Origin of the sequence: Pseudomonas sp. 1928-m (genome assembly GCF_029269135.1) — a bacterium.
Classification (GTDB): Bacteria; Pseudomonadota; Gammaproteobacteria; order Pseudomonadales; family Pseudomonadaceae; genus Aquipseudomonas.
In genome coordinates this window covers 268,511-290,970 of the sequence record NZ_JARIXO010000001.1, presented here as the reverse complement: position 1 = coordinate 290,970, position 22,460 = coordinate 268,511, and the positions used below count along the sequence as shown (strand labels likewise).

At 60.5% G+C, this 22,460-nt stretch carries 20 protein-coding genes; 5 read left to right on the top strand and 15 right to left on the bottom strand.

Going from position 1 to position 22,460, the window contains the following annotated elements:
• Positions 1-228: 228 nt before the first annotated feature.
• From P3C18_RS01285 to P3C18_RS01270, 4 genes are all read left to right on the top strand, one after another.
• Positions 229-1,044: an HNH endonuclease gene (locus P3C18_RS01285; protein ID WP_275960080.1), complete on the top strand. Its 816-nt coding sequence runs from the start codon at positions 229-231 to the stop codon at positions 1,042-1,044.
• A gap of 95 nt (positions 1,045-1,139) precedes the next feature.
• On the top strand, positions 1,140-2,240 hold the full coding sequence (locus P3C18_RS01280) for a DUF2971 domain-containing protein (RefSeq protein ID WP_275960079.1): 1,101 nt from the start codon (positions 1,140-1,142) through the stop codon (positions 2,238-2,240).
• 114 nt (positions 2,241-2,354) lie between these two features.
• On the top strand, positions 2,355-2,843 hold the full coding sequence (locus P3C18_RS01275; RefSeq protein ID WP_275960077.1) for a hypothetical protein: 489 nt from the start codon (positions 2,355-2,357) through the stop codon (positions 2,841-2,843).
• Between the two features lie 79 nt (positions 2,844-2,922).
• Positions 2,923-3,171, top strand: a complete 249-nt coding sequence (locus P3C18_RS01270; RefSeq protein WP_275960076.1) for a pentapeptide repeat-containing protein — start codon at positions 2,923-2,925, stop codon at positions 3,169-3,171.
• Positions 3,172-3,729: 558 nt separating this feature from the next.
• On the opposite strand, the gene P3C18_RS01265 is transcribed toward P3C18_RS01270, so the two are convergent.
• Positions 3,730-5,397 (bottom strand): BCCT family transporter, encoded by a 1,668-nt coding sequence (locus P3C18_RS01265; RefSeq protein ID WP_275960075.1) that lies wholly within the window; start codon positions 5,395-5,397, stop codon positions 3,730-3,732.
• A 277-nt stretch (positions 5,398-5,674) separates the two neighbouring features.
• On the opposite strand from P3C18_RS01265, the gene P3C18_RS01260 reads away from it, so the two are divergent.
• A complete protein-coding gene (locus P3C18_RS01260) occupies positions 5,675-6,421 on the top strand; it encodes a transporter substrate-binding domain-containing protein (protein WP_275960074.1) in 747 nt (248 codons plus the stop codon).
• A 10-nt stretch (positions 6,422-6,431) separates the two neighbouring features.
• Here P3C18_RS01260 and P3C18_RS01255 read toward each other — a convergent pair whose 3' ends face one another.
• From P3C18_RS01255 to P3C18_RS01190, 14 genes are all read right to left on the bottom strand, one after another.
• Positions 6,432-6,947 carry a DUF3617 domain-containing protein gene (locus tag P3C18_RS01255; RefSeq protein WP_275960073.1) on the bottom strand — a complete coding sequence of 172 codons (516 nt, stop codon included), beginning with the start codon at positions 6,945-6,947 and terminating at the stop codon, positions 6,432-6,434.
• A 293-nt stretch (positions 6,948-7,240) separates the two neighbouring features.
• Positions 7,241-7,744 carry a GNAT family N-acetyltransferase gene (locus P3C18_RS01250; RefSeq protein ID WP_275960072.1) on the bottom strand — a complete coding sequence of 168 codons (504 nt, stop codon included), beginning with the start codon at positions 7,742-7,744 and terminating at the stop codon, positions 7,241-7,243.
• A 275-nt stretch (positions 7,745-8,019) separates the two neighbouring features.
• Positions 8,020-8,442 carry a DUF1850 domain-containing protein gene (locus tag P3C18_RS01245; RefSeq protein WP_275960071.1) on the bottom strand — a complete coding sequence of 141 codons (423 nt, stop codon included), beginning with the start codon at positions 8,440-8,442 and terminating at the stop codon, positions 8,020-8,022.
• Entirely contained in the window at positions 8,439-10,466 is a 2,028-nt protein-coding gene (locus tag P3C18_RS01240) for a TRAP transporter permease (RefSeq protein WP_275960070.1), read from the bottom strand. Before P3C18_RS01240 ends, P3C18_RS01245 begins: the two co-directional genes overlap by 4 nt.
• A gap of 256 nt (positions 10,467-10,722) precedes the next feature.
• Positions 10,723-11,676, bottom strand: a complete 954-nt coding sequence (locus tag P3C18_RS01235; RefSeq protein ID WP_275960069.1) for a TAXI family TRAP transporter solute-binding subunit — start codon at positions 11,674-11,676, stop codon at positions 10,723-10,725.
• Positions 11,677-12,322: 646 nt separating this feature from the next.
• Positions 12,323-13,675, bottom strand: a complete 1,353-nt coding sequence (locus P3C18_RS01230; RefSeq protein ID WP_275960068.1) for a sigma-54 dependent transcriptional regulator — start codon at positions 13,673-13,675, stop codon at positions 12,323-12,325.
• 60 nt (positions 13,676-13,735) lie between these two features.
• A complete protein-coding gene (locus tag P3C18_RS01225; RefSeq protein WP_275960067.1) occupies positions 13,736-15,490 on the bottom strand; it encodes an ATP-binding protein in 1,755 nt (584 codons plus the stop codon).
• A gap of 54 nt (positions 15,491-15,544) precedes the next feature.
• Entirely contained in the window at positions 15,545-16,333 is a 789-nt protein-coding gene (locus tag P3C18_RS01220) for a DNA-binding domain-containing protein (protein ID WP_275960066.1), read from the bottom strand.
• On the bottom strand, positions 16,324-17,169 hold the full coding sequence (locus P3C18_RS01215; RefSeq protein WP_275960065.1) for a DUF692 domain-containing protein: 846 nt from the start codon (positions 17,167-17,169) through the stop codon (positions 16,324-16,326). The genes P3C18_RS01220 and P3C18_RS01215 overlap by 10 nt, the downstream gene beginning before the upstream one ends.
• Before the next feature lie 56 nt (positions 17,170-17,225).
• The gene (locus P3C18_RS01210) at positions 17,226-17,483 is read right to left on the bottom strand and encodes a hypothetical protein (protein ID WP_160013906.1); all 258 of its coding nucleotides are present in this window, start codon (positions 17,481-17,483) and stop codon (positions 17,226-17,228) included.
• 117 nt (positions 17,484-17,600) lie between these two features.
• Positions 17,601-18,620: an iron ABC transporter permease gene (locus tag P3C18_RS01205; RefSeq protein WP_275960063.1), complete on the bottom strand. Its 1,020-nt coding sequence runs from the start codon at positions 18,618-18,620 to the stop codon at positions 17,601-17,603.
• Positions 18,617-19,570 (bottom strand): ABC transporter substrate-binding protein, encoded by a 954-nt coding sequence (locus P3C18_RS01200; RefSeq protein WP_275960062.1) that lies wholly within the window; start codon positions 19,568-19,570, stop codon positions 18,617-18,619. Before P3C18_RS01200 ends, P3C18_RS01205 begins: the two co-directional genes overlap by 4 nt.
• Positions 19,567-20,337: an ABC transporter ATP-binding protein gene (locus P3C18_RS01195; RefSeq protein WP_275960061.1), complete on the bottom strand. Its 771-nt coding sequence runs from the start codon at positions 20,335-20,337 to the stop codon at positions 19,567-19,569. The genes P3C18_RS01200 and P3C18_RS01195 overlap by 4 nt, the downstream gene beginning before the upstream one ends.
• Entirely contained in the window at positions 20,337-22,448 is a 2,112-nt protein-coding gene (locus P3C18_RS01190; RefSeq protein ID WP_275960060.1) for a TonB-dependent receptor, read from the bottom strand. The genes P3C18_RS01195 and P3C18_RS01190 overlap by 1 nt, the downstream gene beginning before the upstream one ends.
• Between the last annotated feature and the right edge of the window lie 12 nt (positions 22,449-22,460).

Here is a 22,460-nt window from a genome sequence, read left to right as displayed (position 1 = left end):
ATTTCGCCAGTAGCTCGTATTTACCGTCCACCATGTCGTGCTTTCCTCTAGGTGCTGTCGCGTTGCTGCGAACACCTGCAAGGCAGGCATGGCCTTAGCCGACGACCAGGAAGTTTATGCGAAATATATAGCGACATACCTGCGGCATAAATAATAGTTGTGCGGAAACATTCGGACGAACCCCTTAAGCATTGTCGTTAACACAGGCATCACATGAAGGTTAAATAAATGTCGCGCGGCCCAAAATACTATCCATCGAAGGGCGTATGTATTTACTGCAGGTCAAGTGATAGCCAGTTAAAAGACGAACATATAATCCCTTACTCTCTTGGAGGGTTGCATGTTTTACGCAACGCCAGTTGCGCGATTTGTGAAGACATGACGAAAAAATTTGAACAAAAAGTAGCAAGAGATCTTTGGGGAGATGCTAGAACTAGCTTCAATGCGCCGACTCGTAGAAAAAAACAGCGTAAAAGCCATATAGAATTAGGCACTGGAAGCCGAAACTCAATGATGCGCATCCCTGCTTCGGAATATCCAGCCGGCTTTGTTTTCTACAAAATGGGGTTGTGTGGCTTACTTCAAGGCCTTCATGAAGAAAATGACATGTCTACAGCGTGGCAACTGGTTGTCATTGATGATGAAGAAAGGAGAAATATGTACTTCCACAACTATGGGCATTATCCCCCAATAAAATTTAGGAATGTGCCGTACGAGTTTGGTCGCCTACTGACAAAAATTGGATATTGCCAGCTTTTAACTTCGCTGGACTTAGAGGACTTCCATCCAATCGCACTTCAATATATTACTGGAGCCAAGAAAAATGTCTCTTATATAGTAGGAAGTAAGGATGGAGAGCCAGAAGCAGAAAATGGTTATAGACTAACCACTATGTATACAGAAAACACAAACCCTATGCTACTAGTCGTAGAAATTAGGCTGTATGCAAATACAGGCTCGCCAACCTATCATGTAGTCGCCGGCAGCCAATCTGATCCAGAGAAAATTCTGTTAATCAAGAAAAAGCTGTTGGCCGCCGCATAGCAATTTGTTCAAATGGTTCGCTTCGTTCACTGTTACAGGCTAAAGCACGCCCCTTATCCAAACGTTAACTTTATTTGGTTTCAATAAATAAATCTATGCGATTATATAAATACTACAGACCAGATTTTTACTTCGAAAAATCACTTAGATATGATGAAATATTTTTTGCATCAAATGAACAGCTGAATGACCCACATGATCTAGTGATAAAACCATATTTTGGTAACAATAAGGAGGCGTGGAAGAGCATCTTAAAAAGTAATGCGCCTTTTGATACATGGTGCCTATCTAAAATTGTTGATATAGATAATGACAACCTAACTCGAGAATTGAATGACGAGTTCGAGGGGGTGGTGGTAGATGATAGCTCTAGCATTAGCTCTGTGCTAGATAATCAAAGTGCTTCTTTAGCACAGATATTTGAAAAATATTTAACACCTCAATGTAATGCCATGTTTAAAAAGCCTGAGGCTGCAAGCGCGGCATGCGTACAATTTCTAAAAGAAAAACTCGCTCGCGGTTGGGATAAACGATACTACAGTTGTTCATTTTCTAAAAATCCTTTGGAGCCCCAGATGTGGGCTCATTATGGTGGAGGATTTAGAGGGTGTGTTTTAATCTATAGAGGATTAAGCGATGGTTCAATCAACCTTCGTAATAATATTTATATAAGTGACTCTCAAAATTTTAAATTTGCGGATGTTAATTATCAAGACAAAGATAAATTGGTTGATATATTAGACTTAAACTCAAGGGTTAATATTATCGAGCAGAACCTGTTAAACAAAAGCTCATTTTGGTCGCATGAAAAAGAGATGCGCCTTTTGCTAAGTGAAAGTTTTGGCTCTATTAGAGTTTCTATTGCATCCGGAATGCCTAAGAGCACTAAAACTCAGATTTTCCATCATGCCCCCGATGCTATAGAAGGGGTTATTTTTGGCTCAAATTGCTCAGAAAGTTACAAGGAAAAAATAACTTCCATGTTGGCTGAAAAGTATTCTTTTTTACTTCCCGCAGGGGTGCCTGCATTCCTAACTTTTGACTCTAGATTGACTAGTCAAGGTAAGGTAGAAATAAATTATGGGGCGAAGTGTATTATACGTGAAGTTCGCTCAAGTCAAGTGATAAAGGAAATATTGGAAAACGAACGTTTAAATACAATGCTAAAAGAGTTAGGTATTCCTCAATTTAATTGATAGTTAACAAGTCGCTCAAAGCGGACAAACACAGTTGGCTTTTGCTGGCTCCTCGCTAATTTTGGTCAACTATTTTACCGTTTAGCAAGGCGTTGTATATCACAGGAGTAAATCGTGCTATCTCATACAACCGTAATAGTTGATTGGCGCGGGCCTTACAGCTACACCGATATTAAAGAAAACTCAGAATGGAAAAATGGCCTTTATCTCGCAACAGGAAAGCTAAAATACGAAAGAGAACCCTCTATTCAGTATTGCGGCATCACTGAAGGAAGCTTCATTGGAAGACTTAAAACCCACCATAAAGTGCACGAAATTAACAGAGACCAAGAATTTTGGTTGGGCACCATACAATACCCTGCAGAAGCCTCACGACACTTTCTAGAAATTGCAGAATCAATAATAATTTATTTCTGGAAGCCAACTCTTAACAACAGAAAAAAGGTATACGCACCAAAACCAATTACGTTGGTTAATAAATGGTTCAAGAAAGATGGCTCGCCACGCCACAGACAACACACGATGTGCAAAGATCTTGACGATGTAATTTCCTGGGACGGTGAGTTGTGGCGAAGCGGTAACCTACAGGTCTGGGCGGAGTGAAATATAACAATGTGCTCACTGGGACCGGCTAAAGCCGCCCCTTAACCAAACGTTAAGCAAACAGCATGGAGAGCTAATAGTGACTATAAATTCATCGAAATTTGAAGACGTCTCATTAGCCGAGGCGAGCTTTAAAGACGTCAACCTGACACTTGCTAACTTCACTGACGTTAACCTTGCCGGCTCGTCGTTCTCCGACGTTTCGTTAACCGGAGCAAAATTCCATAATGTCGACTTAAGCAACGTCGCAATCACTGACGCAAATCTAGATGGCATGGTGATCAACGGTATTCTTGTGACTGAATTGCTTCGCGTATATGGCGCATAACAAACTAAATATGAGAGCGAGCGCGACTTTTGCCGTTCGCTTTTAGTTTTCCAGTTTATTAACTCCAAACGTGCAGACGCGCACCAAATCCCCCGTCAGGAGGGTGAACAGAATCATTGCGGAAGGGGTTGAGCGGCATGGATGCCGCGAGAGCTGCGATGGGCCAGGGATGGCCCTTCGCAGCGGGCCTCTGGAGCAATGATGGCGTGAACGTACCCTGCCGCAGGCAGGGCCGGATGCCGGGGCGTGTTTCTTTTGCTTACTTTTCTTTGCACGAGCAAAGAAAAGTGAGGCGCCCGAGGGGGCGCAACACGAGCCATCAGCGCACGCGGTGTAATGCCGAACACCGATGGCAAAGCGTCGCGGCTAAAGCCCCTCCCACAGATGTGCCGAACAGCAAAAGCGCCCTCTCCCCCAGCCCCTCTCCCGCTTCACGGGAGAGGCGTGAAAAACAAAGCATCGCGGGCAAGCCCGCTCCTACAGGCGCCAGCCCACCCAAACCCCGGGCATAAAAAAGCGCGCCCAAAGGCGCGCTCTTGTACTACCTACCAACAGCGGTCAGCGCGGTTCGCTCATCAAGCCTTTGACGATCGAAATACAACCCACCAACAACACGATGGTAAACGGCAAGCCGGTCGACACCGCCATGGCCTGCAAGGCCACCAGGCCGCCACCGAGCAGCAGGGCGATGGCGATGATGCCCTCGATAATCACCCAGAACACCCGCTGCGGCACGGGCGCGTTGACCTTGCCGCCGGCAGTGATGGTGTCGATCACCAATGAGCCGGAGTCCGACGAGGTGACGAAGAACACGATCACCAGCACGATGCCGATAAACGAACTGATCTCCGCCAACGGCAATTCCGCCAGCATGGCAAACAGCTTCAGCTCCAGCGCCGCGTCCTGCACGCCGGTAAAGCCATCGCCGACCAGCTGACTGATGCCGGTGCCACCGAAAGCGGTCATCCACAGCACCGACACCAGCGACGGCACCAGCAGCACGGCAATCAGAAATTCGCGCACGGTGCGGCCACGGCTGACGCGGGCGATAAACATGCCCACGAACGGCGACCAGCTGATCCACCAGGCCCAGTAGAAGGCCGTCCAGCCTTGGCTGAAGTTGGCGTCTTCACGGCCGACCGGGTTGGCCAGCGCCGGCAGGTGTTGCAGGTATGCGCCGAGGTTGTCGAAGAAGCCAGTGAGGATGGCCAGGGTCGGCCCGGCGATGATCACGAACAGCAGCAACAGAATGGCCAGGCCCATGTTCAGCTCGGACAGGCGTTTGACGCCCTTGTCCAACCCCGCCAGCACCGACACCAGGGCGATGGCGGTGATGCCGATAATCAGCAGCACCTTGCTCGCGTCCGTGGCGGCGATGCCGAACAGTTTGTCCAGGCCAGCGGCTGCCTGTTCCGCACCCAGGCCCAGGGAGGTGGCCAGGCCGAACAGGGTGGCGAACACCGCGAGGATGTCGATGATATGCCCCGGCCAGCCCCATACGCGCTCACCGAGAATCGGGTAGAAGATCGAGCGGATCGACAGCGGCAGGCCCTTATTGAAGGAGAACAGCGCCAGCGCCAGGGCGACGATGGCGTAGATCGCCCAGGGGTGCAGGCCCCAGTGGAAGATGGTCGCAGCCATGCCCAAGCGCGCAGCGGCTTCAGCATCACCGGCAGCGCCGGCCAGGGGTGCCCAGTCGGTGCGTATGCCGTCTTCACCGACGCTGACCCCGCCCATGGCCGCCGAGAAGTGCGACATCGGTTCAGCCACGCCGTAGAACATCAGGCCGATGCCCATACCGGCGGCGAACAGCATGGAGAACCAGCCAACGTAGCTGTAGTCCGCCGTGGCATCCATACCGCCAAGGCGCACCTTGCCCAGCGGCGAGACGATCAGGCCGAAGCAGAGCAGTACGAAGATGTTGGCCGAACCGAGGAAGAACCAGGCCAGGTGATGGGTGAGCCAGCCGCGCATGGCGCTGAACAACGGCTCTACATGGTTTTGCAGGGCCAGGGTCAGCACCACAAACAGCACGATGGTCAGTGCCGAAATGCTGAAAACTTTGCCGTGGATGTCGAGGGCGAAGGAGAACTGCCCTTTGATGTTGTCCTGACCGATGACGTAGTCGGTGTCGATCAGATTAGCCTCGCCCGAGGGGGCGGGGATGCCGTCCAGAATTGCCGCTTCTGGTTGCGGGGTCGTGTCAGACGAAGGGTCTTTTTCCATATGGAATGCTCCTTTGGCGTGTGGCACGCATTACGCGCACGAGGACGGGATTGCCCTACTCGTACAGCCGCCCAACCGGCAGCTGCGGGGTACAGGGTAACAGCCATAGCCCATGCGTGCAGGCGCAAAGCCAGTATTGGCGGCCATTGCAGCCCGTTGCGGGGTGGTTATTTGCTCTGCCTGGTCAGTTTTTCTCGGCACTTACCTCCCGCAGGGCGAGGCGATTAGCTATGGTTGGCCTATGGCCTGCTCGGGGTCGCTGTTCGAGATGTCGCTGATGAGAGCATTGCTGACACTGCTGGCCTGCCTGCCTTTTACCCTGGCCTCGCTGACACAGGCCGAGACCTTCAAGGTTGGGGTCGAGCTGCAGCCCTACTTGCCTTACTCCAACGTGCAGGATGGCCAATACCTGGGCTACGGCCGCGACCTGCTCGACGCCTTTGCGGCGCACCAGGGCCATGAATTTATCTACCAGCCGCTGCCGGTGCGGCGCCTGCTCAGCGACTTTCTCAGCGGCCGGGTGGATTTCAAATACCCGGACAACCCGCGCTGGAACGCCGACCTGAAACAAGGCTACAAGGTGCATTTCAGCCAGGCGGCCGCGCCGGCCATCGATGGTGTGCTGGTCAAGCCCGAGTTTCTCGGCAAGGGCAAACAGCGCCTACTGCGCCTCGGCACCCAGCGCGGCTTTACCCCCTGGCCGTATCTGGATGAGATCGAGGCCGGCAAGATTCTGCTGATCCAGGCCAACCAGATCGACTCGCTGCTGGCCATGGCCATGAACGACCGGGTCGACGGCGTTTACCTCAACCCGCAAGTGGTGCGCCACCAGCTCTACAACAACGCGGAAAGCGGCCTGGTCTTCGACCCCAAACTGCCCTATCAGGATGACCACTACTTCCTTTCGAGCATCAACCACCCCGAAGTGATCGAACAGTTCGACGCCTTCCTCACCAGCCAGGCCGAGCTGGTGCAAACGCTAAAGGAACGCCACGGCATCAGTGATCCGCTGAACGGGCAGTGACCTCGGATGCTTATTGCGGCTGCAAGCTGCCGCAATCCGCTGCCACCCAGCGCGCATGGCTTTGCATGCTGCTGCTCTGGCCATCGAAGATGCCGTTGACCGTTGACATGAACTCCTTGTCGCTGACAAAGCGCGTCTCGCCTTCGCCCTCGCCGTTGGGGCAGCTGAAGCGGAATTTCCACAACTCGGCGCTGCGTTCGGTGACTTCATTGCTGCAGCCGGATTCGGGGTCTTGCATGGGGATCTGCTGAGCCTTGATCTGTGCCTCGCTCATGCAGATGCGCACGCCCTTGTCGCCCAATTGCACGCCTTGCTGGGCCAGCATCTGCTCCATCATCTGGCGTTGTTCGGGCGGCAGGTTTTTCATCTGTTCGAGCATTTGCTCCATACCCGGCACTGCCTGGCCGCCGACCTGCATATTGTTCGAGCTGATTTCCCAGAGGCCGGGCTGGATATCCACCGCGCTGGCCAGGGCGGGCAGCAGGCAGAGGCTGAGCAACAGAGGTTTGCTAAGAACGCGGCGCATAAGCGGCTCCTGAAATAAGTGGGCGACCCTGCAAGCGTAGACCGCTGCACCCGCCCGTGCGCCTGATGGGTTATGCCGCGCCGGAGCATGCGACAGAGCATCTGCCGCTGCCGCGCGGTTAAGCCCACCCGGCCTTCGAAGGCCGGAATGTAGCCCGGATAAGCGCAGCGTAATCCGGGGCACCGCGATCCCGGATTGCGCCAAGGCTTATCCGGGCTACATAGGTTCGTCGTAGCAGCAGTGGAGGCGTCCAGGTGCTAACCCATCAATTGGCTGACGGGTCAGCCCCCCCTCTACGGGGTGACTTCCTCTTGATAGATACGCAGGCCACGCGCCTGGTAGTTGGCCAATGCGCTGGGGTGATCCAGGCTGCAGGTATGCACCCAGACCTTGGTGGTGCCTGGCCAGGCCCAGGCGGATTGCAGGGCGTGAGTGAGCAATGGGCCGCCAAAACCCTGACCGAAGAAGGCCTCGGCCAGGCCGAAATAGAGAATCTCCACCGCGCCGTCGGCATCGCGCAGCAGCTCGTAATAGCCGGCGATGGCGCCCTGGTGATAGGCCACCCAGGTGCGGTGATTGGCCTGTTCGATCAGCTCGCGCCACTGCGCGTCGGTCCAGCTGAGTTTGTCGGTCCACTGCCAGGGCTCGCCGACCAGCTGGTAGAGAAAGCGGTTGAGCTGAAACTGCTTGAGCTGGCATTCCACCACACTCAGGTCGGCCGGCAGCGGCTTGGCGCGGATCTGCTCGGGGTGCTGCATATCCAGGTAATAGGTGATGGTGCCGCCCTGCTCGCTCATGCCGTCTTCCGCCGCTCTGTTAAGGCCATCTAGCCCATGAAAAAACGCAGGCTAATGACCCGCGATGGGTTCGGCAATCCTGTTAGCAAGGTAGGTTGGGGCGGGGCGCGTAGCCAGAGGAGCGCAGCGACGAAGCCCAACACGTCCAGCCACCCATGTTGGGCTTCGCTGCGCTCAACACCAACCTACACATGAACAAAACCCCCACCGGCTACGCCAAATGGGGGTTCTCCTCTACAACAACCAAGGCTTGTGGCCCGGGAGCAGACGCAGCCTTAGCCGTCGTCCTGGCCTGCCGCCGAGGCGGCCGGGGAGCTTTGCTCACAGCTCCAGAGTTCCAACGCCGGCTGGGTCGCTTGTGGCGGGCCGAGCCATTCACTCATCAAGTGGCAACGCTGGTTGAAACACAGTTGGTAATCCCCTGCCTCGGGGGTTCGCCCCAAACGCAGTGGTTGCAAGGGTGGTAGCTGACGCTGGTAATGCCAGCTGCCCTCGCGCAGTTCGGCGCCGTCTGGAATCTCCATACCGGCCCCGGAACCCTTGACCCGCGCCTCGCCGAGGAGCAACCCCTCAGGCGTGACGCGGTAATCCTCTTCCCAACGAATCTTCTCGATGGTGTGTGTCCAGGCCAGGGTAAAGCTGGGTGTGGGCACTTCTGCCCACACCGCACCGGCCAAACCCAGGCACAGACCAATCATGCAGTGGCCACCTGAGCACGATGGGCACGCCAAAAGTGCTGGGCGATAAACAGCGCCGCCAGGGCGAAGCCGATCTCGTCACTCATGGGCGTAGCCAGAATCAGGCTGGCACCGGCGGCAAAGCCCAGCGCGCGCTCCCACCAAGGCATCTTGGCCTGCAGATAGCCGGTAAAGATTGCGCCCCAGATACCAATCGCCAACGCCGCCTTGGCCACCACATACAGCGTGGCCAGCAGGCTATCGCCCTGCAGCATCAGCGCCGGTTCGTACACCGCCATAAAGGGCACGATAAACCCGGCCACGGCGATACGAATGGCCCACAGGCTGATCTTCAGGCCGCTTTCCTTGGCAATCGGTGCGGCTGCGAAACAGGCCAGCGCCACCGGCGGCGTAAGGTCGGCCATGATGCCGAAATAGAACACGAACATATGTGACACGATCAGCGGCACGCCCAGCTCCAGCAACGCCGGCGCGGCAATCGAGCTGGTGATGATGTAGTTGGGAATGGTCGGAATGCCCATGCCCAGCACCAGGCAGGTGAGCATGGTAAGGATCAGCGAAAGGAACAGGTTGTCCTGGCCGATGGCGAGGATATAGCCGGCGAAGGTCGACGCCACCCCGGTCAGCGAGACCACGCCGATAATCACCCCGACCAGGGCGCAGGCGATGCCCACCGGCACGGCATGCCGTGCACCTTCCACCAGTGCGTGCAGGCAGATCCGCAACGTGTCGCGGCCACCTTTGATAAACCAGCACACCGCCACCAGCAGCGCGACCACACCGAACACCACACCGATGCCGAGCTGGAAGAAGCCGGCGCAGAGCACGCCCAGGGCAATCCAGAAGGCAAAGCGCATGACCTTGGACGACACCCGCAGGATGATCGCCGAGCCAAGAATCACGATGGCCGTCAGGGCCAGACCAACCATCCCGGAGAACAGCGGCGTGCGCCCGGAGAACAGCAGGTAGATCAGGATGAACAGCGGAATCAGCAGGTACCAACGCTGCTTCACCGCCGCCCAGGGATTCGGGCACTGGTCTTTCGGCAGGCCGCGCAGGTTGGCGCGCTTGGCTTCCAGATGGACCATCCAGAACACCGAGCCGAAGTACAGCAGCGCCGGGATCAACGCGGCCTTGGCCACCTCGAAGAACGGCACGTTGATCGTTTCGGCCATGATAAAGGCCACCGCGCCCATGATCGGCGGCATGATCTGGCTGCCCATCGACGAGGTCGCTTCCACGCCGCCAGCAAACGCCGGCTTGTAGCCGAAACGCTTCATCAACGGGATGGTGAACTGGCCGGTGGTGACCACGTTGGCCACACCCGAACCGGTGATGGTGCCCATCAGCGCCGACGACACTACGGAAACCTTGGCCGGGCCGCCGAGCTTGTGGCCGAACAGGCCCATGGCGAAATCGGTGAACAGCTTGATCATCCCGGCCTGTTCGAGGAACGCGCCGAACAGGATAAACAGGAAGATATAGGTGGCCGATACGTAGGTCGGCGTGCCGTACAGGCCCTCGGTGCCGAAGGCCAGCTGGTTGACGATCTGGTCGATGGCGTAGCCACGGTGCATCAGGTCGCCCGGCAGGTACTGGCCGAACAAGCCGTAGACCAGAAACAGCGCGCAGATCAACGGCAGGGCAATGCCCATCACCCGCCGCGCAGCCTCGAACACCAGGACGATCAGCAGCAGACCGACGACCATATCGCTCTGGGTCAGATCACCGGAGCGCTGAATCAGATCGGCTTCGAAATACCACTGGTAAAACGCCGTGGCCATGCCGGCCAGGCCCAGTAGCCAGGCCAGCGGCTGCCATGGCTGCTCCTTGCCACGGGCGGGAAAACAGAGAAACACCACCAGCAGCAGAAAGCCCACATGCACGGCACGCAGAATTTGGCTGGATACCGGATGGAAGGCCGCGGTGATGATCTGGAAGATGGAGAACAGCAGCGCGACATAAAACAGCGCTTTTGGCCAATCACTGGGACTGCCGGCGAGGCCTTGGTTTTGCTCACTCATGAAGGTCACACCCTCGTTACAACGTCGATAGCACAAGAGTCGCCAACAAAACCTGCCGTGCATGCACGCCGGTTTTATTCGTAGCTCTATGTCGGTTGATGCTGGCCCGTAGGATGGGTGATAACCCATCATCGCTTGATGGGTTATCACCTACGCGGCCCGACCCATCCTACGAACTCAAACCGTGCAGCATGGGTCGGACCGCGCAGGTATCGCGATGCTCCACCCATGCTACCCAGCCAAACCTTCAGCAGCCTTACAGTGCGCCGGCTTCTTTGTAGAAGCGCTCGGCACCCGGATGCAGCGGGATCGGCAGATCCTTGGCGGCGCCTTCCAGCTTGATGTCCTTGGCCGCCGAGTGGGCGTTGCCCAGGCGCTCGAGGTTGTCGAACATCAGCTTGGTCATCTGGTAGGCCACTTCATCGGACACGCCTTCGTGGCTGACCAGGATGTTGTTGATGGCCACGGTCGCGACATCGCTGTCCTGACCGTCGTAGGTGCCGGCTGGAATCGAGGCAGCCTGGTAGGCGGCGTTGTCGATCTTCGCGGTAACGTCGGCCGGGATGGCCACGAAGGTGATCGGCAGGGTTGCGGCCAGGTCGCGAATCGCCGCCATACCCAGGCCCGAGGACTGCAGGGTGGCATCCAGCTGACGGTTCTTGATCAGCTCAACCGACTCGGCGTAGGGCAGAAACTCGACCTTGCCCATGTCTTCATAGCTCAGGCCGGCAGCCTTGAAGATCGCGCGGGCGTTCAGCTCGGTGCCGGATTTCGGCGCGCCAACGGAGATGCGCTTGCCTTTCAGGTCGGCCAGGGTAGTGATGCCGGATTCCTTGCTGGCAACGATCTGGATGTAGTTCGGATAGGTGCCGGCAATCGCCCGCAGTTTTTTCAGCGGGGCCTTGAAGCCGGCGTCTTCCACGCCATTCCAGGCATCGGCAACCGAGTCACCAAGGGCGAAAGCCAGCTCGCCGCGACCGGCTTCGAGCAGGTTGAGGTTTTCCACCGAGGCCTTGGTGGCCTGCACCGAGGTCTTCGCGCCCTCGATGCCGTTGCTGTACAGCTGCGACAGGCCCACGCCGATTGGGTAGTACACCCCGCTGGTGCCCCCGGTCAGCACGTTAATAAAGGTCGGAGCGGCGAGTACCGCGGTGCTTGCGGTAAAGGCTGCGGCAGCAGCAAACAGGCTGAAACGTTTGGTCATTCGCATGGAAGAATCTCCGTCGTTGTTATGGCTTTATGCAGAGGTTTTCACTGTAGACGCTGCGCGCCACCCAGGCGGCGGTGCAGCGCCGGGACTAACGCAATGGCGAAAAGGAGCAGAGGCTCACGCGCGGCCTGAGCCGAGCGCACAAGAGATGGGCGGTTGATGCCGGACGCGACGAGCGCGCAGATGCTGCGGGGCAGTGCATGGGATTCACCTCTTGTCTTTCTTATCGATGGCGAGGCAATCGAGTGCCTGGCTGACAAGAGCTATAGCAGATGCCGTGCCAGCGAAAGAAAAGCCCGTGCTAGAGCCTTTGTGTTGAGCTATACGGCCATCCTACCCACCGTAACAAGCGGAAATCCGCCAGTGCAAAAACCGGGATAAGCGAAATTCCGCCGAGGCCGGCACCGTAGCCCGTATAAGCGCAGCGCAATCCGGGGCCGCGACCCGGATTGCGCCAAGGCTTATTCGGGCTACGAGCGTTGAGCGTAGGGTGGATGACGCTTCACCCATCCACCAACTGCCATGGTGGATGAAAACAGCGTCAGCTACGCGCCCCGATCCACCCTACACAGCTGTTGTAGCCCGGATGCAATCCGGGGCATTGATGGCGGCCATAGGCGTCCCGGATTGCATCCGGGCTACGACTTTAATCCTCGTCGCTGCTGCCGGCCGGCCGATAGCTGCTGCGTTGCAGGCCGTGGCGCTGCATCTTCTCGTTAAGGGTGCGACGTGGCAGCTGCAGCAGCGCCATCACCTCGGCGATATTGCCCTGGCAGTGCTGCAAGGCGCGGTGCAGGCATTGCGCCTCGAAAGCCTCCATCTGCTCGGCCAGCGATTGCTGCGACAGACCATCGCCACTCTCCACCCCACCACTCAAGCCCAGGGCATGGCGTTCGGCGGCGTTGATCAGCTCGCGCACGTTGCCCGGCCAGTCATGCCCGAGCAGCCGGGTCAGCTCGCTGGGTGGCAGGCTCGGCGTCTCGCGGCCATGGCGTTGCGCGGCCTGGTTGGCGAAGTGTTCGAACAGCAGCGGAATGTCCTCACGGCGTTCACGCAGTGGCGGAATACGCAGGGTGGCGACATTCAGCCGGTAGTAGAGGTCTTCACGGAAACGCCCGGCCTTGACCTCATCGAGCAGGTCCGGCTTGACCGCGCTGATCACCCGCAGGTCGACCTGAATGCTGCGGTTGGAGCCCAGGCGTTCGAGGGTTTTCTCCTGCAGCACACGCAGCAATTTGACCTGCTGGGCCAGCGGCAGGCTTTCCACCTCATCGAGAAACAGCGTGCCGCCGTCTGCATGCTCGATGCGGCCGATGCGCTTGCCCTGGGCGCCGGTAAAGGCGCCGCTTTCATGGCCGAACAGCTCGCTCTCGAACAGGTGCTCGGGAATCGCCGCGCAGTTCAGCGCGACAAACGGCTTGCCGGCGCGGTTGCTGAAATCATGCAGGCAGCGGGCAACACGCTCCTTGCCGCTGCCGGTGTCGCCGCGCAGGAGAATGTTTACCGAAGTGCCGGCCAGTTCAAGGATCTGCCGGCGCAGGGTTTCCATCGGCTTTGATACGCCAAGCAGCTGCGCCTCGATATGGTCCTTGAGGGCGAACTGCTGACGCAGCTGGCGGTTCTCACAGACCAGCCGGCGCTTGTCCAAGGCGCGGCGCACGCTGTCGAGCAGGCGTTCGGGGGTAAAGGGCTTTTCGATAAAGTCATAGGCGCCCTGGCGCAGCGCCTGCACCGCCATCGGCACATCGCCATGCCCAGTGATCAGAATCACCGGCAGGTCGCGGTCGCGTTCCAGCACGCTGTCGAGCAGTTGCAGGCCATCGATGCCAGGCATGCGCACATCGCTGATGATGATGCCGGGGTAATCACGGTCGACCAGCGCCAGCGCGGCCTGCGCCGTGGCGCAGCTGTGCACGCGAAAGCCGGACAGCTCCAGCCACTGCTGCACCGCCTCGCGGATGGCTGCTTCATCGTCGACGACTATTACGTGCCCGGTCATATCACCTCCTGATCAATCGGCGGCAGTGTAGCCCGGATAAAATCCGGGAAATAACCCGCACTACGCATTCGGCGCTGCCGGCAGGCGCAGGGTAAACACCGCACCCTGCTCGCCATTGGCCGCCTCCAGGCTGCCGCCCAGTTCGCGGACGATACCGTAGGACACCGCCAAGCCGAGGCCCAGCCCGGCACCCACCGGCTTGGTGGTAAAGAACGGCTCGAACACATGACCCAGCGCCTCGCTGGCGATTCCGCCACCGCTGTCGGCGATGCTCAGCAGGCACTGTTCGGCCTGGCGCTCGATGCGGATCTGCAACTGCCGCGACTCGCTGGAGGCCATGGCATCCAGGGCGTTGTTCAGCAGGTTAAGCAACACCTGCTCCAGGCGAATCGCATCGCCCAGCACCCGCGCCTCGGTGTCGATCTCACTGTGCAGCTGCACCTGTTCGCTGCGCAGACGCGGCGCCAGCAATTGCAGCGCCTGCTCCAGCACATCGCTCAAACGCAGACGCTCGCTCAGGCCTGCCGGGCTTTTGCGGGCAAAGGTTTTCAGGTGGCCAGTGAGCCCGGCGATGCGTTGCAGCAGGCCATCAATGCGCTGCAGCCCCTCGCGGACATCGTCCTGGCGACCGCTATCGAGCAACAGGCGCAAGCTGCCCAACTGCATTTGCATGGCAGTCAGCGGCTGATTGATTTCATGGGCCATGGCCGCCGACATCTGCCCCAGCGCCGCCATCTTCGCCGCGTGCACCAGGCCTTCCTGAGCCTCGCGCAACTCGGCGGTGCGCAGCGCCACTTCACGCTCCAGGCGTTCACGAATGCCGGCCTGCAGACGCTGAGTCTTACGCCGCTGGGCCAGGTAGAGCAGCAGAAAGGCCAGGGTCATCCACACCCCGGCGGCGGCCAGGCGATAGCTGCGCACGCTGTCGACCAGGGTTTTTGGCTCGTGCAGCAGGTGCAGGGTCCAGCCTTCATCGCCCAGGGCCTGGCGTTGCCAGAGGTAGTCACGCGGGCCATCCGGGCCATCGACACGGCGCCACTGGCTATCGCTGTCGATCTGCCGGCGCAGCGTGCTGGCCAGCGGTTGTAGCGCCTGTTCGGCGTATTTGCGCACCTCCACCAGCTCGGCGCGGGCCTGCTCGCTCAAACTGTCGAGGGCAAGAAAACGCCAGGCCGGGCGATTGCTGAGGATCACCACCGAGTAGCTGTCCGCCACCAGCAGCACGCCGGGCTGGCTTGCCCACTCGCGCTGCAGCTCTTCCAGCTCCAGCTTGACCACCAGCACGCCGAGCACCGCGCCGTTGTCGTCGCGCACCGCATGGGAGAGGAAATAACCAGGGATGCCGGTGGTCACGCCCACGGCAAAATAGCGCCCGGAGGACTGGCGCACGGCATCCTGAAAATACGGGCGGAAGGCGTAGTTGTTGCCGACAAAACTGCTCCAGTCGCGCCAGTTACTGGCCACCAGGGTTTCGCCTTGATCGTTGAGCAGGTACAGCACGTTGGAGCCGGCAGCAGTATTGAGCTGCTCCAACCGCTCATTGAGCTTGCTGCGCAACAGGCTGTCCGTCGGCGCACGCAGCAGCGACTTGATATCGCTGTCCAGCGCCAGCACCTCGGGCACCGAACGGAAGCGTTCAACCAGGGTATGAATCGACTGCGCATACAGCTGCAACTGCCCACGCGCCTCCACACTGCGCTCCTGCCAGGCACGCTGCTCGGCATAACGCCCGGCCAGCCAGATGCTCGCCAGCAGGCCGAGCATAATCAGCAGGACGATCAGGGCAACGCGGTAACGCAGCAGAAAGGCAGACATGCGCGGCTCGCAACGGGGCGGAGCCGGCATGGTAAGGCAAAACGCCTGCCGCGATCAGGCCGGATAGACGCGCTGCAACAGCCCGTCCGCCAGCCACTGGCGCAACCAGCTCACCGCTTGCGCCGGCGCCTGTTCACCCAGGTGTGCCAGCTCGCCGCACAGCTCAGCGAAGCTCCAGCCGTGCACGACCATGCCCTGCAGTGCCGTCGCTTCATCGGCCGCCAGGCTGCGGTAGCGGGTAATCAGCTGATCGCGCCAGACCACACAGGTCTCTGTCGTAACCAGTGGCTGGCTGCCAGGAAAGTCACCCTGCTCCTTGCACGCACGCCAGATCGCCAGGCTGTTATGCCGGCACGCCAGCCACTGCACGCTCGGTAGCAAACGCACCTGCAGGGTCGGCCAGTCTTCGGCGGGCAGTTCGGCCATCTGCGTCAGGCTCAGGGGCTGACCTTCAGGTGCATCAAAGGCCAGGGTAAAGGCCCATTCCAGCCGCGCCAGTTCGCTGAGCGGCGCTGCCTGTGCGGGAATCAGGTAGCCGTCGATAAAGTCCGCCAGCTGCGCGCCGAGCCAACGCAGGCTGAAATGCTGCGAAGGGTGCACATTCAGATAAGCCAGGGCCAAGGCATCGAACTCCTCGTCGCCCAGCCAGCCATGCACCGCCGGATAGTCACCGCGCAAGGCTTCCAGCAGGCGCGCGCGGTAGGCGTTGTGGTAAATCGCCAGGCCCTGTTCGGCACTCAGCGCCGCACTACCCAGCAGACTGGCCTGCAGCGCCGGATTGGGCTGGGCATCGGGGTTGAGCAGGTAGGCCTGCACCTGCGCCTGCCAGTCACTCAGGCGCATTGCGGTGAGCCTTGCAACGCTTGGGCGGCGAACCGGCGCGCGGTGTTCAGCTCGTCGAGCAGCACATCCAGGTCGGGAAAATGATCGTCGCGCTCCAGCAGTGTGGACACTGGGCCGAGGTGCTGCAGGGTGCGTTGATAAAGCTGCCAGACCGGACCACTGACCCGCTGATCATGGGTGTCGATCAGGTAGCTGCCGTAATCGCTGTGGCCGGCCAGGTGCAGCTGACGGATACGCGACTTGGGCAGGCTGCTGATAAAAGTCCAGGCATCGAAGCCATGGTTGCGCGCACTGACGTAGACATTGTTGACGTCCAGCAACAGCTCGCAGCCGCTCAACTCGCTGAGTGCGGCGAGGAACTGCCATTCGCTGAACTGATCATCGGCGCAGCGCAGGTAGCTGGAGACGTTTTCCAGCACCAGCGGCCGTTCGATCACGTCCTGCACCTGGCGCACGCGCGCGGCCACATGCTGCAGGCTCTCCTCGGTATAAGGCAGCGGCAGCAGGTCGTGCAGCTGGTGGGCATTGCCCCGGCTCCAGCACAGGTGATCGGAGATCCATGCCGGCTGCACGCGCGCGGCGAGGTGTTTGAGCTGGCGCAGGTAGTCGCGGTCCAGCTCATGCGGGCCGCCAATCGACAGCGACACGCCATGCATCACCAGCGGGTACTGCTCGCCGATGGCATCGAGAAAGTAGAGGGCCTTGCCGCCCGCTACCAAGTAATTTTCCGAGACGATCTCGAACCAGTCGATCGCCGGCTGTTGTTCGAGAATGGCTTGGTAATAGGTGCTGCGCAGGCCCAGGCCGAAACCCAGATTGCCGCGTTGAGCGTTCATCGCTGACTCCTTGCCAGGTGATGCGGGGCAACCGCGCGGCGGCCGCCCCGGCTCACTTACTCGCCGACAGTACCGCCTGCCGCATCGCACTCGGCCTGGGTCATAGCCTTGAAGCCGTGGCCTTTGCAGACAGCCTGACCCTTGCAGCTGTTTTCGGCAGTCTTGCAGTCATTCTGGCCTTTGCAGGACGTGACGCCGTAGCAGTGAACCTTGGCTTCTTCAGCCGCGACGACAGTGCCGGACATGCCGGCGAACATGGCAGCAGCAGCGAAGGCGATGGCAGCACCAGTAGCAGCGGTAGATTTCATGGTCATGTGCGTATCCTCGGGTGATCTGGGTGAGCCGGACGAAAAGGGGTTTGTGTGCCGGCATTCAACTAGAGCGACGAGACGAACAGGCGTTACAGCAGCGCTGAAAAAAACTTTAGCGATTCAGCGCCGACGCAGTAAAAGCACGAAAAACACCCCGCCAATCGCCGCCGTGGCGATGCCGATGGGCAGGTCCTGCGGCGCCAGCAGGGTGCGCGCGGCGACATCCACCCAGACCAGAAACAGCGCGCCAAGCAGCGCACTGACCGGCAGCAGACGCCGATGCTCGGCACCCACCAGAAAGCGCGCGACATGCGGCAGGATCAGCCCGACAAAACCGATGGCGCCACTGAGCGACACCAGCACCCCAGTCAGCAGCGAAGCGCAAACAAACACCAGCAGACGCACCCGACGTGGCTCAAGACCCAGGCTGACCGCGCTGTGTTCGCCTGCCATCAGCGCATTCAGCGCCCGCGCCAAACCGAGCAACAGCAGCAAGGCCAGGACCAGGCACAGCGCCGGCAGCCAGAGCAGTTCCCAGCGCGCCAGACCGAGGCCGCCGAGCATCCAGAAAATCACCGAACTGGCGGCATGGTGATCGCCGAGAAACAGCAGCAGGTTGCTCGCCGCCATCATCACAAACGACACCGCCACCCCGGCCAGCAGCAGGCGGTCGCTCTCCAGCCGACCGCCGCGACTGGCAATCGCCAGCACCAGCAGCATGCTCACCAGCGCACCTACAAAGGCCGCCAGCGGCAGGCTGAGCAGGCCGATAAATTCCCCCAGATACAGCACCACAATCACCGCACCGAGCGCCGCGCCGGAACTGACGCCGAGTAGATGTGGATCAGCCAGCGGGTTGCGGGTGACTGCCTGCAGCGCCGTGCCGACCAGCGCCAGCCCGGCCCCGACCAGCGCACCGAGCACCACCCGTGGCGCGCGAATCAGCCAGACGATGCTGTCCTGGGCACTGCTCACGGCCTGCGCCGGCTGCAGATCAAACAGGCGCTGGCCAAGAATCTCCAGCACGCGCATCAAGGGCACTGGCGCTGCGCCAAAGCCCAGCGAGGCGGCGCAGGACAGCGCCAACGCCAAGGCCAGCACCAGCAGCAACAGGCGGTAAGCGCGCGGACTACGAATCATTGGGCAAAGGCCTGCGGGTGCAGCGCGGCGGCCAGGGTCTCGATGGCAGCGGCGTTATCCAGGCTTGGCGTCACCGCCAGATACGGCAGCACCACAAAGCGCTGTTCACGGATCGCCGTCAGCCCCTGCAAGGCCGGGTGCTGCAGCAGGAAATCACGCTTCTGCGCCGCACTGCGCTCGCCGTAATCGACGATCAGAATCACCTCGGGGTCGCTGCTGATCACCGCTTCCCAACCAACGCGCACCCAGCTCGCGGCCAGCTCATCCATCACATTGCGCCCGCCAGCGGCTTCGATCAGCGCCTGTGGCATGGCCAGGCGGCCGGCGGTAAACGGGCTTTCCTCGCCGCTGTCGTAGAGAAACACCCGTGGCGCCCGGCCGCTGTCGGCCAGGCGCTCACGCACCGCCGCCACCCGTTGCTGCATGCCCAGCACCAGCGCCTCGGCGCGCGACTCAACCGCGAAGATGCGGCCGAGGTTATGCAGATCGTTGTAGACATCCTCCAGACTGGCCACCCGGCGTGGCATGACATGGGCGCAGGACTCGCTCAGCTCGTACACCGGGATGCCGAAACGCGCGAGGCTGGCCGGGGTAACCTCACCACCGACGCGCATGCCGTAGTTCCAGCCGGCGAAGAAGAAATCCACCTCGGCGTTGAGCAGGTTTTCCAGTGACGGGTGCCGCGCGGCCAGCTCCGGCAAATCGGCCAGCTGCGCCATCAACTCGGGGTTGGGGGTTTTCCAGGCACTGATGCCGCTGTAACCGACCATCCGCGACTTCAGCCCGAGGGCCAGCAGCATGCCGGTCAGGTTGATGTCCTGACTCACCGCGCGCTGCGGCGGTTGCTCGATGGTCAGCTGGCGGTCGCAGCTGGTGACGGTAACCGCCTGGGCGGACAGGGCGGGGCCCAGTAGCGGCAGGCACAGGGCGTAAGGCAGAAAACGCTTCATGGATTGATCCAGGTAATACGCGGATGCCCCGCGAGGGGATGACGGTCGACCAGCGCCTGCACGCCATACACCTCGGCCAGCAGTGTTTCAGTCAGCACTTCGGTTGGGGTGCCGCTGGCCACCACGCGGCCATGGTCGAGCACATACAGGCGGTCGCAGAAAGCCGCTGCCAGGTTGAGGTCATGGAAGCTGGCCAGGGTCGCCAGGCCAAGGGTCTTGATCAGCCGCAGCAGCTCCAGCTGGTAGCGCGGGTCGAGGTGGTTGGTCGGCTCGTCGAGGATCAGCAGCGTCGGTTGCTGCACCAGCGCGCGGGCCAGCAGCACACGCTGCTTCTCGCCGCCGGAGAGATGAGCGAAGGCCTGGCGCTTGTGCTCAGTCAAACCGACCCGCGCCAGCGCCTGCTCGACCAGAGCGAGATCGGTCTGATCATCGCCATCAAACAGGCCCTTGTGCGGCGTGCGGCCCATGGCGGCGACTTCGGCCACAGTGAGGCCGAAGTCCTGGGGAAACTCCTGCAGCACCACCGCCACCCGCTGCGCGCACCAGCGCGGCGAACGGCTCCACAGCGCTGCGCCGTCCAGCTCCACCGAGCCCTGATCGGGCCGCTGAAAGCGGTAGGCGCAGCGCAGCAGGCTGGTCTTGCCGCTGCCATTGGGGCCAATCAGGCCGACCAGCTGGCCATCGCCGACCGCCAGTTCGATGCCATCGAGCAAGGCCTGCTCGCCATTGGGCGACCAGGCTAGCTCGCTGATCTGCAAGCGCGGCATCAGAAACGGTAATCGGCAGTGACGAACAACGAACGCGGCGCACCCAGGTACCACTGCTGGCCATCGCTGCTGCCGGTGGTGGCGTACTGGCGGTCGAACAGGTTGTTCAACTCCAGGCCCAGACGTACGTCCGCCTGCACCTGCCAGCCGATGTTGGCATCGACCACGGTGTAGCTCGGCAGCGTCACATTGTTCGCCGTGTCGGCGTAGCGCGAATCGACATAACGCGCGCCGACACCGGCCTGCACCTGCTCGCTCAGCGCCTTGCTCAACCACAGGTTGGCGGTGCGCCGTGGCACGTTAGTCGGCCGATTGCCGCTGCGGTCACCACTGGCCTCGCGGAAGTCGTCGTACTCGGCGCGCACCCACGCGGCGTTGGCCGACACCTGCCAACCCTGGCCCAGCGCCAGCTCCAATGTGGCTTCCAGACCATCGGAAGACTGCTGGCCAATCTGTTCGGTCGGCGCAGTCGGGGTGGCGCGACTGAGCAGCTTCTCCTTGACGATATGGTAAGCGGCCAGCGTCCATTCGCCCTGGCCATTCCAGAACGCCTGCTTAAGGCCGATTTCGGTTTGCTTGGCTTCGCTCAGGTCGAACTGCTGCTGGGTCGGATTGAGCGTCAGCAGGTTGCTGACGCCCTCGGTGCTGGTGGCGTACTGGCCGTATAGTGACAGCTCCGGCGTGACCTCGAATACCAGCCCGGCGCGCCAGTTATCGCCCGTCAGGCTGCGGTCGGCGCTGCTGTCGGTCAGCAGGTTGTCGCGCTGGATATGCACCTGATCGCGGCGCACGCCGCTGACCAGCGACAGGCGTTCGGTCAGCTGGGTGCGGTTCTCGGCGAACAGCGAGAACTGCCGCGCCAGGTTGCGTTCGCGCGGGCCGTAGCCGAGCGGATCGGTGCTCTGATACTGACCGCCACCGCTGCCGGCGAGCGGCACTGTGTCAGTGAAGCTGCTGCCGAAATCATGCTGGCGGGCGAAGTGGATGCGGTTGTAGTCCACGCCCACCACGGTGCGGCTATCCAGACCGAACAGGGCGTGCTCCAGAGTGAAGGTCTGACGGTCGCCGACCTGCTCCTGGGTGTGCTTGATCTCGTAGAAATCGCTGCGTTTGACCTGATCACCCGGCTGCCAGCGGTAGGACTCGGCATTGCGCCAGTAGCGCTGGGTCTTGATGTAGTACAGCTGGTTGCTGGCAGTCAGGGCGTCGTTGATGCGCCAGTCGCTGACCAGTCGGGTGATCTGGTCGTTGTAGCGAACCTCGGCGTTCTCGACGTTGTAATTGCGCTCGCGCAGGCTCTCGCGGTACTTGCCAGCGACCAGCGGTGTGCCCAGGTAGCGCTGCGGGTCCTGATCGCCCTGATCATGGGACAGGGTAAAGCTCAGCGCATCACTGGCATCCCAGCGCAGTGCTGCGCTTATCGCCTGGCTCTGCGACTCGCCATCATCGACCCAGCCATTGCCGGCCTGCTGATTGAGGTTGAGGCGGTAGCTCAGTGCATCGCTGAGCGAGCCGCCGCTGTCCAGCGCGGCCTGGCGGCGGTCATCGCTGCCGTAGCCGAGGCGCAGCTGGTTGCTGATGGCGCCGGTAAAGGGCTTTTTCGGCACCACGTTGATCACCGCGCCGGTTGCGCCTTCGCCATAGAGCACCGAGGCCGGGCCGCGCAGCACGTCGACGCGCTCCACCGACCAGGTGTCGACCGGGAAGGTCACCGTACCGGCCCCGACATACTGGCGGGTGCCGTCGTAGAGCTGCATGGTCGCGCTGTGCCCGGTAAAGCCGCGCGCCGACAGCGCGGTGCCGCCATTGCCAGGGCTACCGATGCTGCTGATACCGGGGGTGCGGGTGACTGCCTCCTGCACGCTGAGGTTGTTGCGCCCGCGCACCTGCGCGCCGCTCAGGCTGCTGGTACTGGCCGGGGTTTGCAGGGCGCTCAGGCCCAGGCGCGAGCCGCTGCTGGTGGGCGTATGCAGATCGCTTGCGCCCTCCGCAGCAGCCTTGGCCTGCACGGTAGTGGCCGGCAGATTGACCGGGGACTCGCCCGCCACAGCCGTACCGGCCAGGCACAGGGCAAGGGAAACAGAGAGTTGAGACAGGGGATAGCGCGCCATGATGCTTCCATC

Bases quoted from the DNA above. Each gene is read 5' to 3' on its own strand.
- P3C18_RS01200 (WP_275960062.1), bottom strand. From the start codon at position 19,570: ATGAAGCGTTTTCTGCCTTACGCCCTGTGCCTGCCGCTACTGGGCCCC.
- P3C18_RS01250 (WP_275960072.1), bottom strand. From the start codon at position 7,744: ATGAGCGAGCAGGGCGGCACCATCACCTATTACCTGGATATGCAGCAC.
- P3C18_RS01210 (WP_160013906.1), bottom strand. From the start codon at position 17,483: ATGACCATGAAATCTACCGCTGCTACTGGTGCTGCCATCGCCTTCGCT.
- P3C18_RS01220 (WP_275960066.1), bottom strand. From the start codon at position 16,333: ATGCGCCTGAGTGACTGGCAGGCGCAGGTGCAGGCCTACCTGCTCAAC.
- P3C18_RS01255 (WP_275960073.1), bottom strand. From the start codon at position 6,947: ATGCGCCGCGTTCTTAGCAAACCTCTGTTGCTCAGCCTCTGCCTGCTG.
- P3C18_RS01280 (WP_275960079.1), top strand. From the start codon at position 1,140: ATGCGATTATATAAATACTACAGACCAGATTTTTACTTCGAAAAATCA.
- P3C18_RS01260 (WP_275960074.1), top strand. From the start codon at position 5,675: ATGAGAGCATTGCTGACACTGCTGGCCTGCCTGCCTTTTACCCTGGCC.
- P3C18_RS01230 (WP_275960068.1), bottom strand. From the start codon at position 13,675: ATGACCGGGCACGTAATAGTCGTCGACGATGAAGCAGCCATCCGCGAG.
- P3C18_RS01285 (WP_275960080.1), top strand. From the start codon at position 229: ATGTCGCGCGGCCCAAAATACTATCCATCGAAGGGCGTATGTATTTAC.
- P3C18_RS01225 (WP_275960067.1), bottom strand. From the start codon at position 15,490: ATGTCTGCCTTTCTGCTGCGTTACCGCGTTGCCCTGATCGTCCTGCTG.
- P3C18_RS01245 (WP_275960071.1), bottom strand. From the start codon at position 8,442: ATGATTGGTCTGTGCCTGGGTTTGGCCGGTGCGGTGTGGGCAGAAGTG.
- P3C18_RS01205 (WP_275960063.1), bottom strand. From the start codon at position 18,620: ATGATTCGTAGTCCGCGCGCTTACCGCCTGTTGCTGCTGGTGCTGGCC.
- P3C18_RS01265 (WP_275960075.1), bottom strand. From the start codon at position 5,397: ATGGAAAAAGACCCTTCGTCTGACACGACCCCGCAACCAGAAGCGGCA.
- P3C18_RS01195 (WP_275960061.1), bottom strand. From the start codon at position 20,337: ATGCCGCGCTTGCAGATCAGCGAGCTAGCCTGGTCGCCCAATGGCGAG.
- P3C18_RS01190 (WP_275960060.1), bottom strand. From the start codon at position 22,448: ATGGCGCGCTATCCCCTGTCTCAACTCTCTGTTTCCCTTGCCCTGTGC.
- P3C18_RS01240 (WP_275960070.1), bottom strand. From the start codon at position 10,466: ATGAGTGAGCAAAACCAAGGCCTCGCCGGCAGTCCCAGTGATTGGCCA.
- P3C18_RS01235 (WP_275960069.1), bottom strand. From the start codon at position 11,676: ATGCGAATGACCAAACGTTTCAGCCTGTTTGCTGCTGCCGCAGCCTTT.
- P3C18_RS01215 (WP_275960065.1), bottom strand. From the start codon at position 17,169: ATGAACGCTCAACGCGGCAATCTGGGTTTCGGCCTGGGCCTGCGCAGC.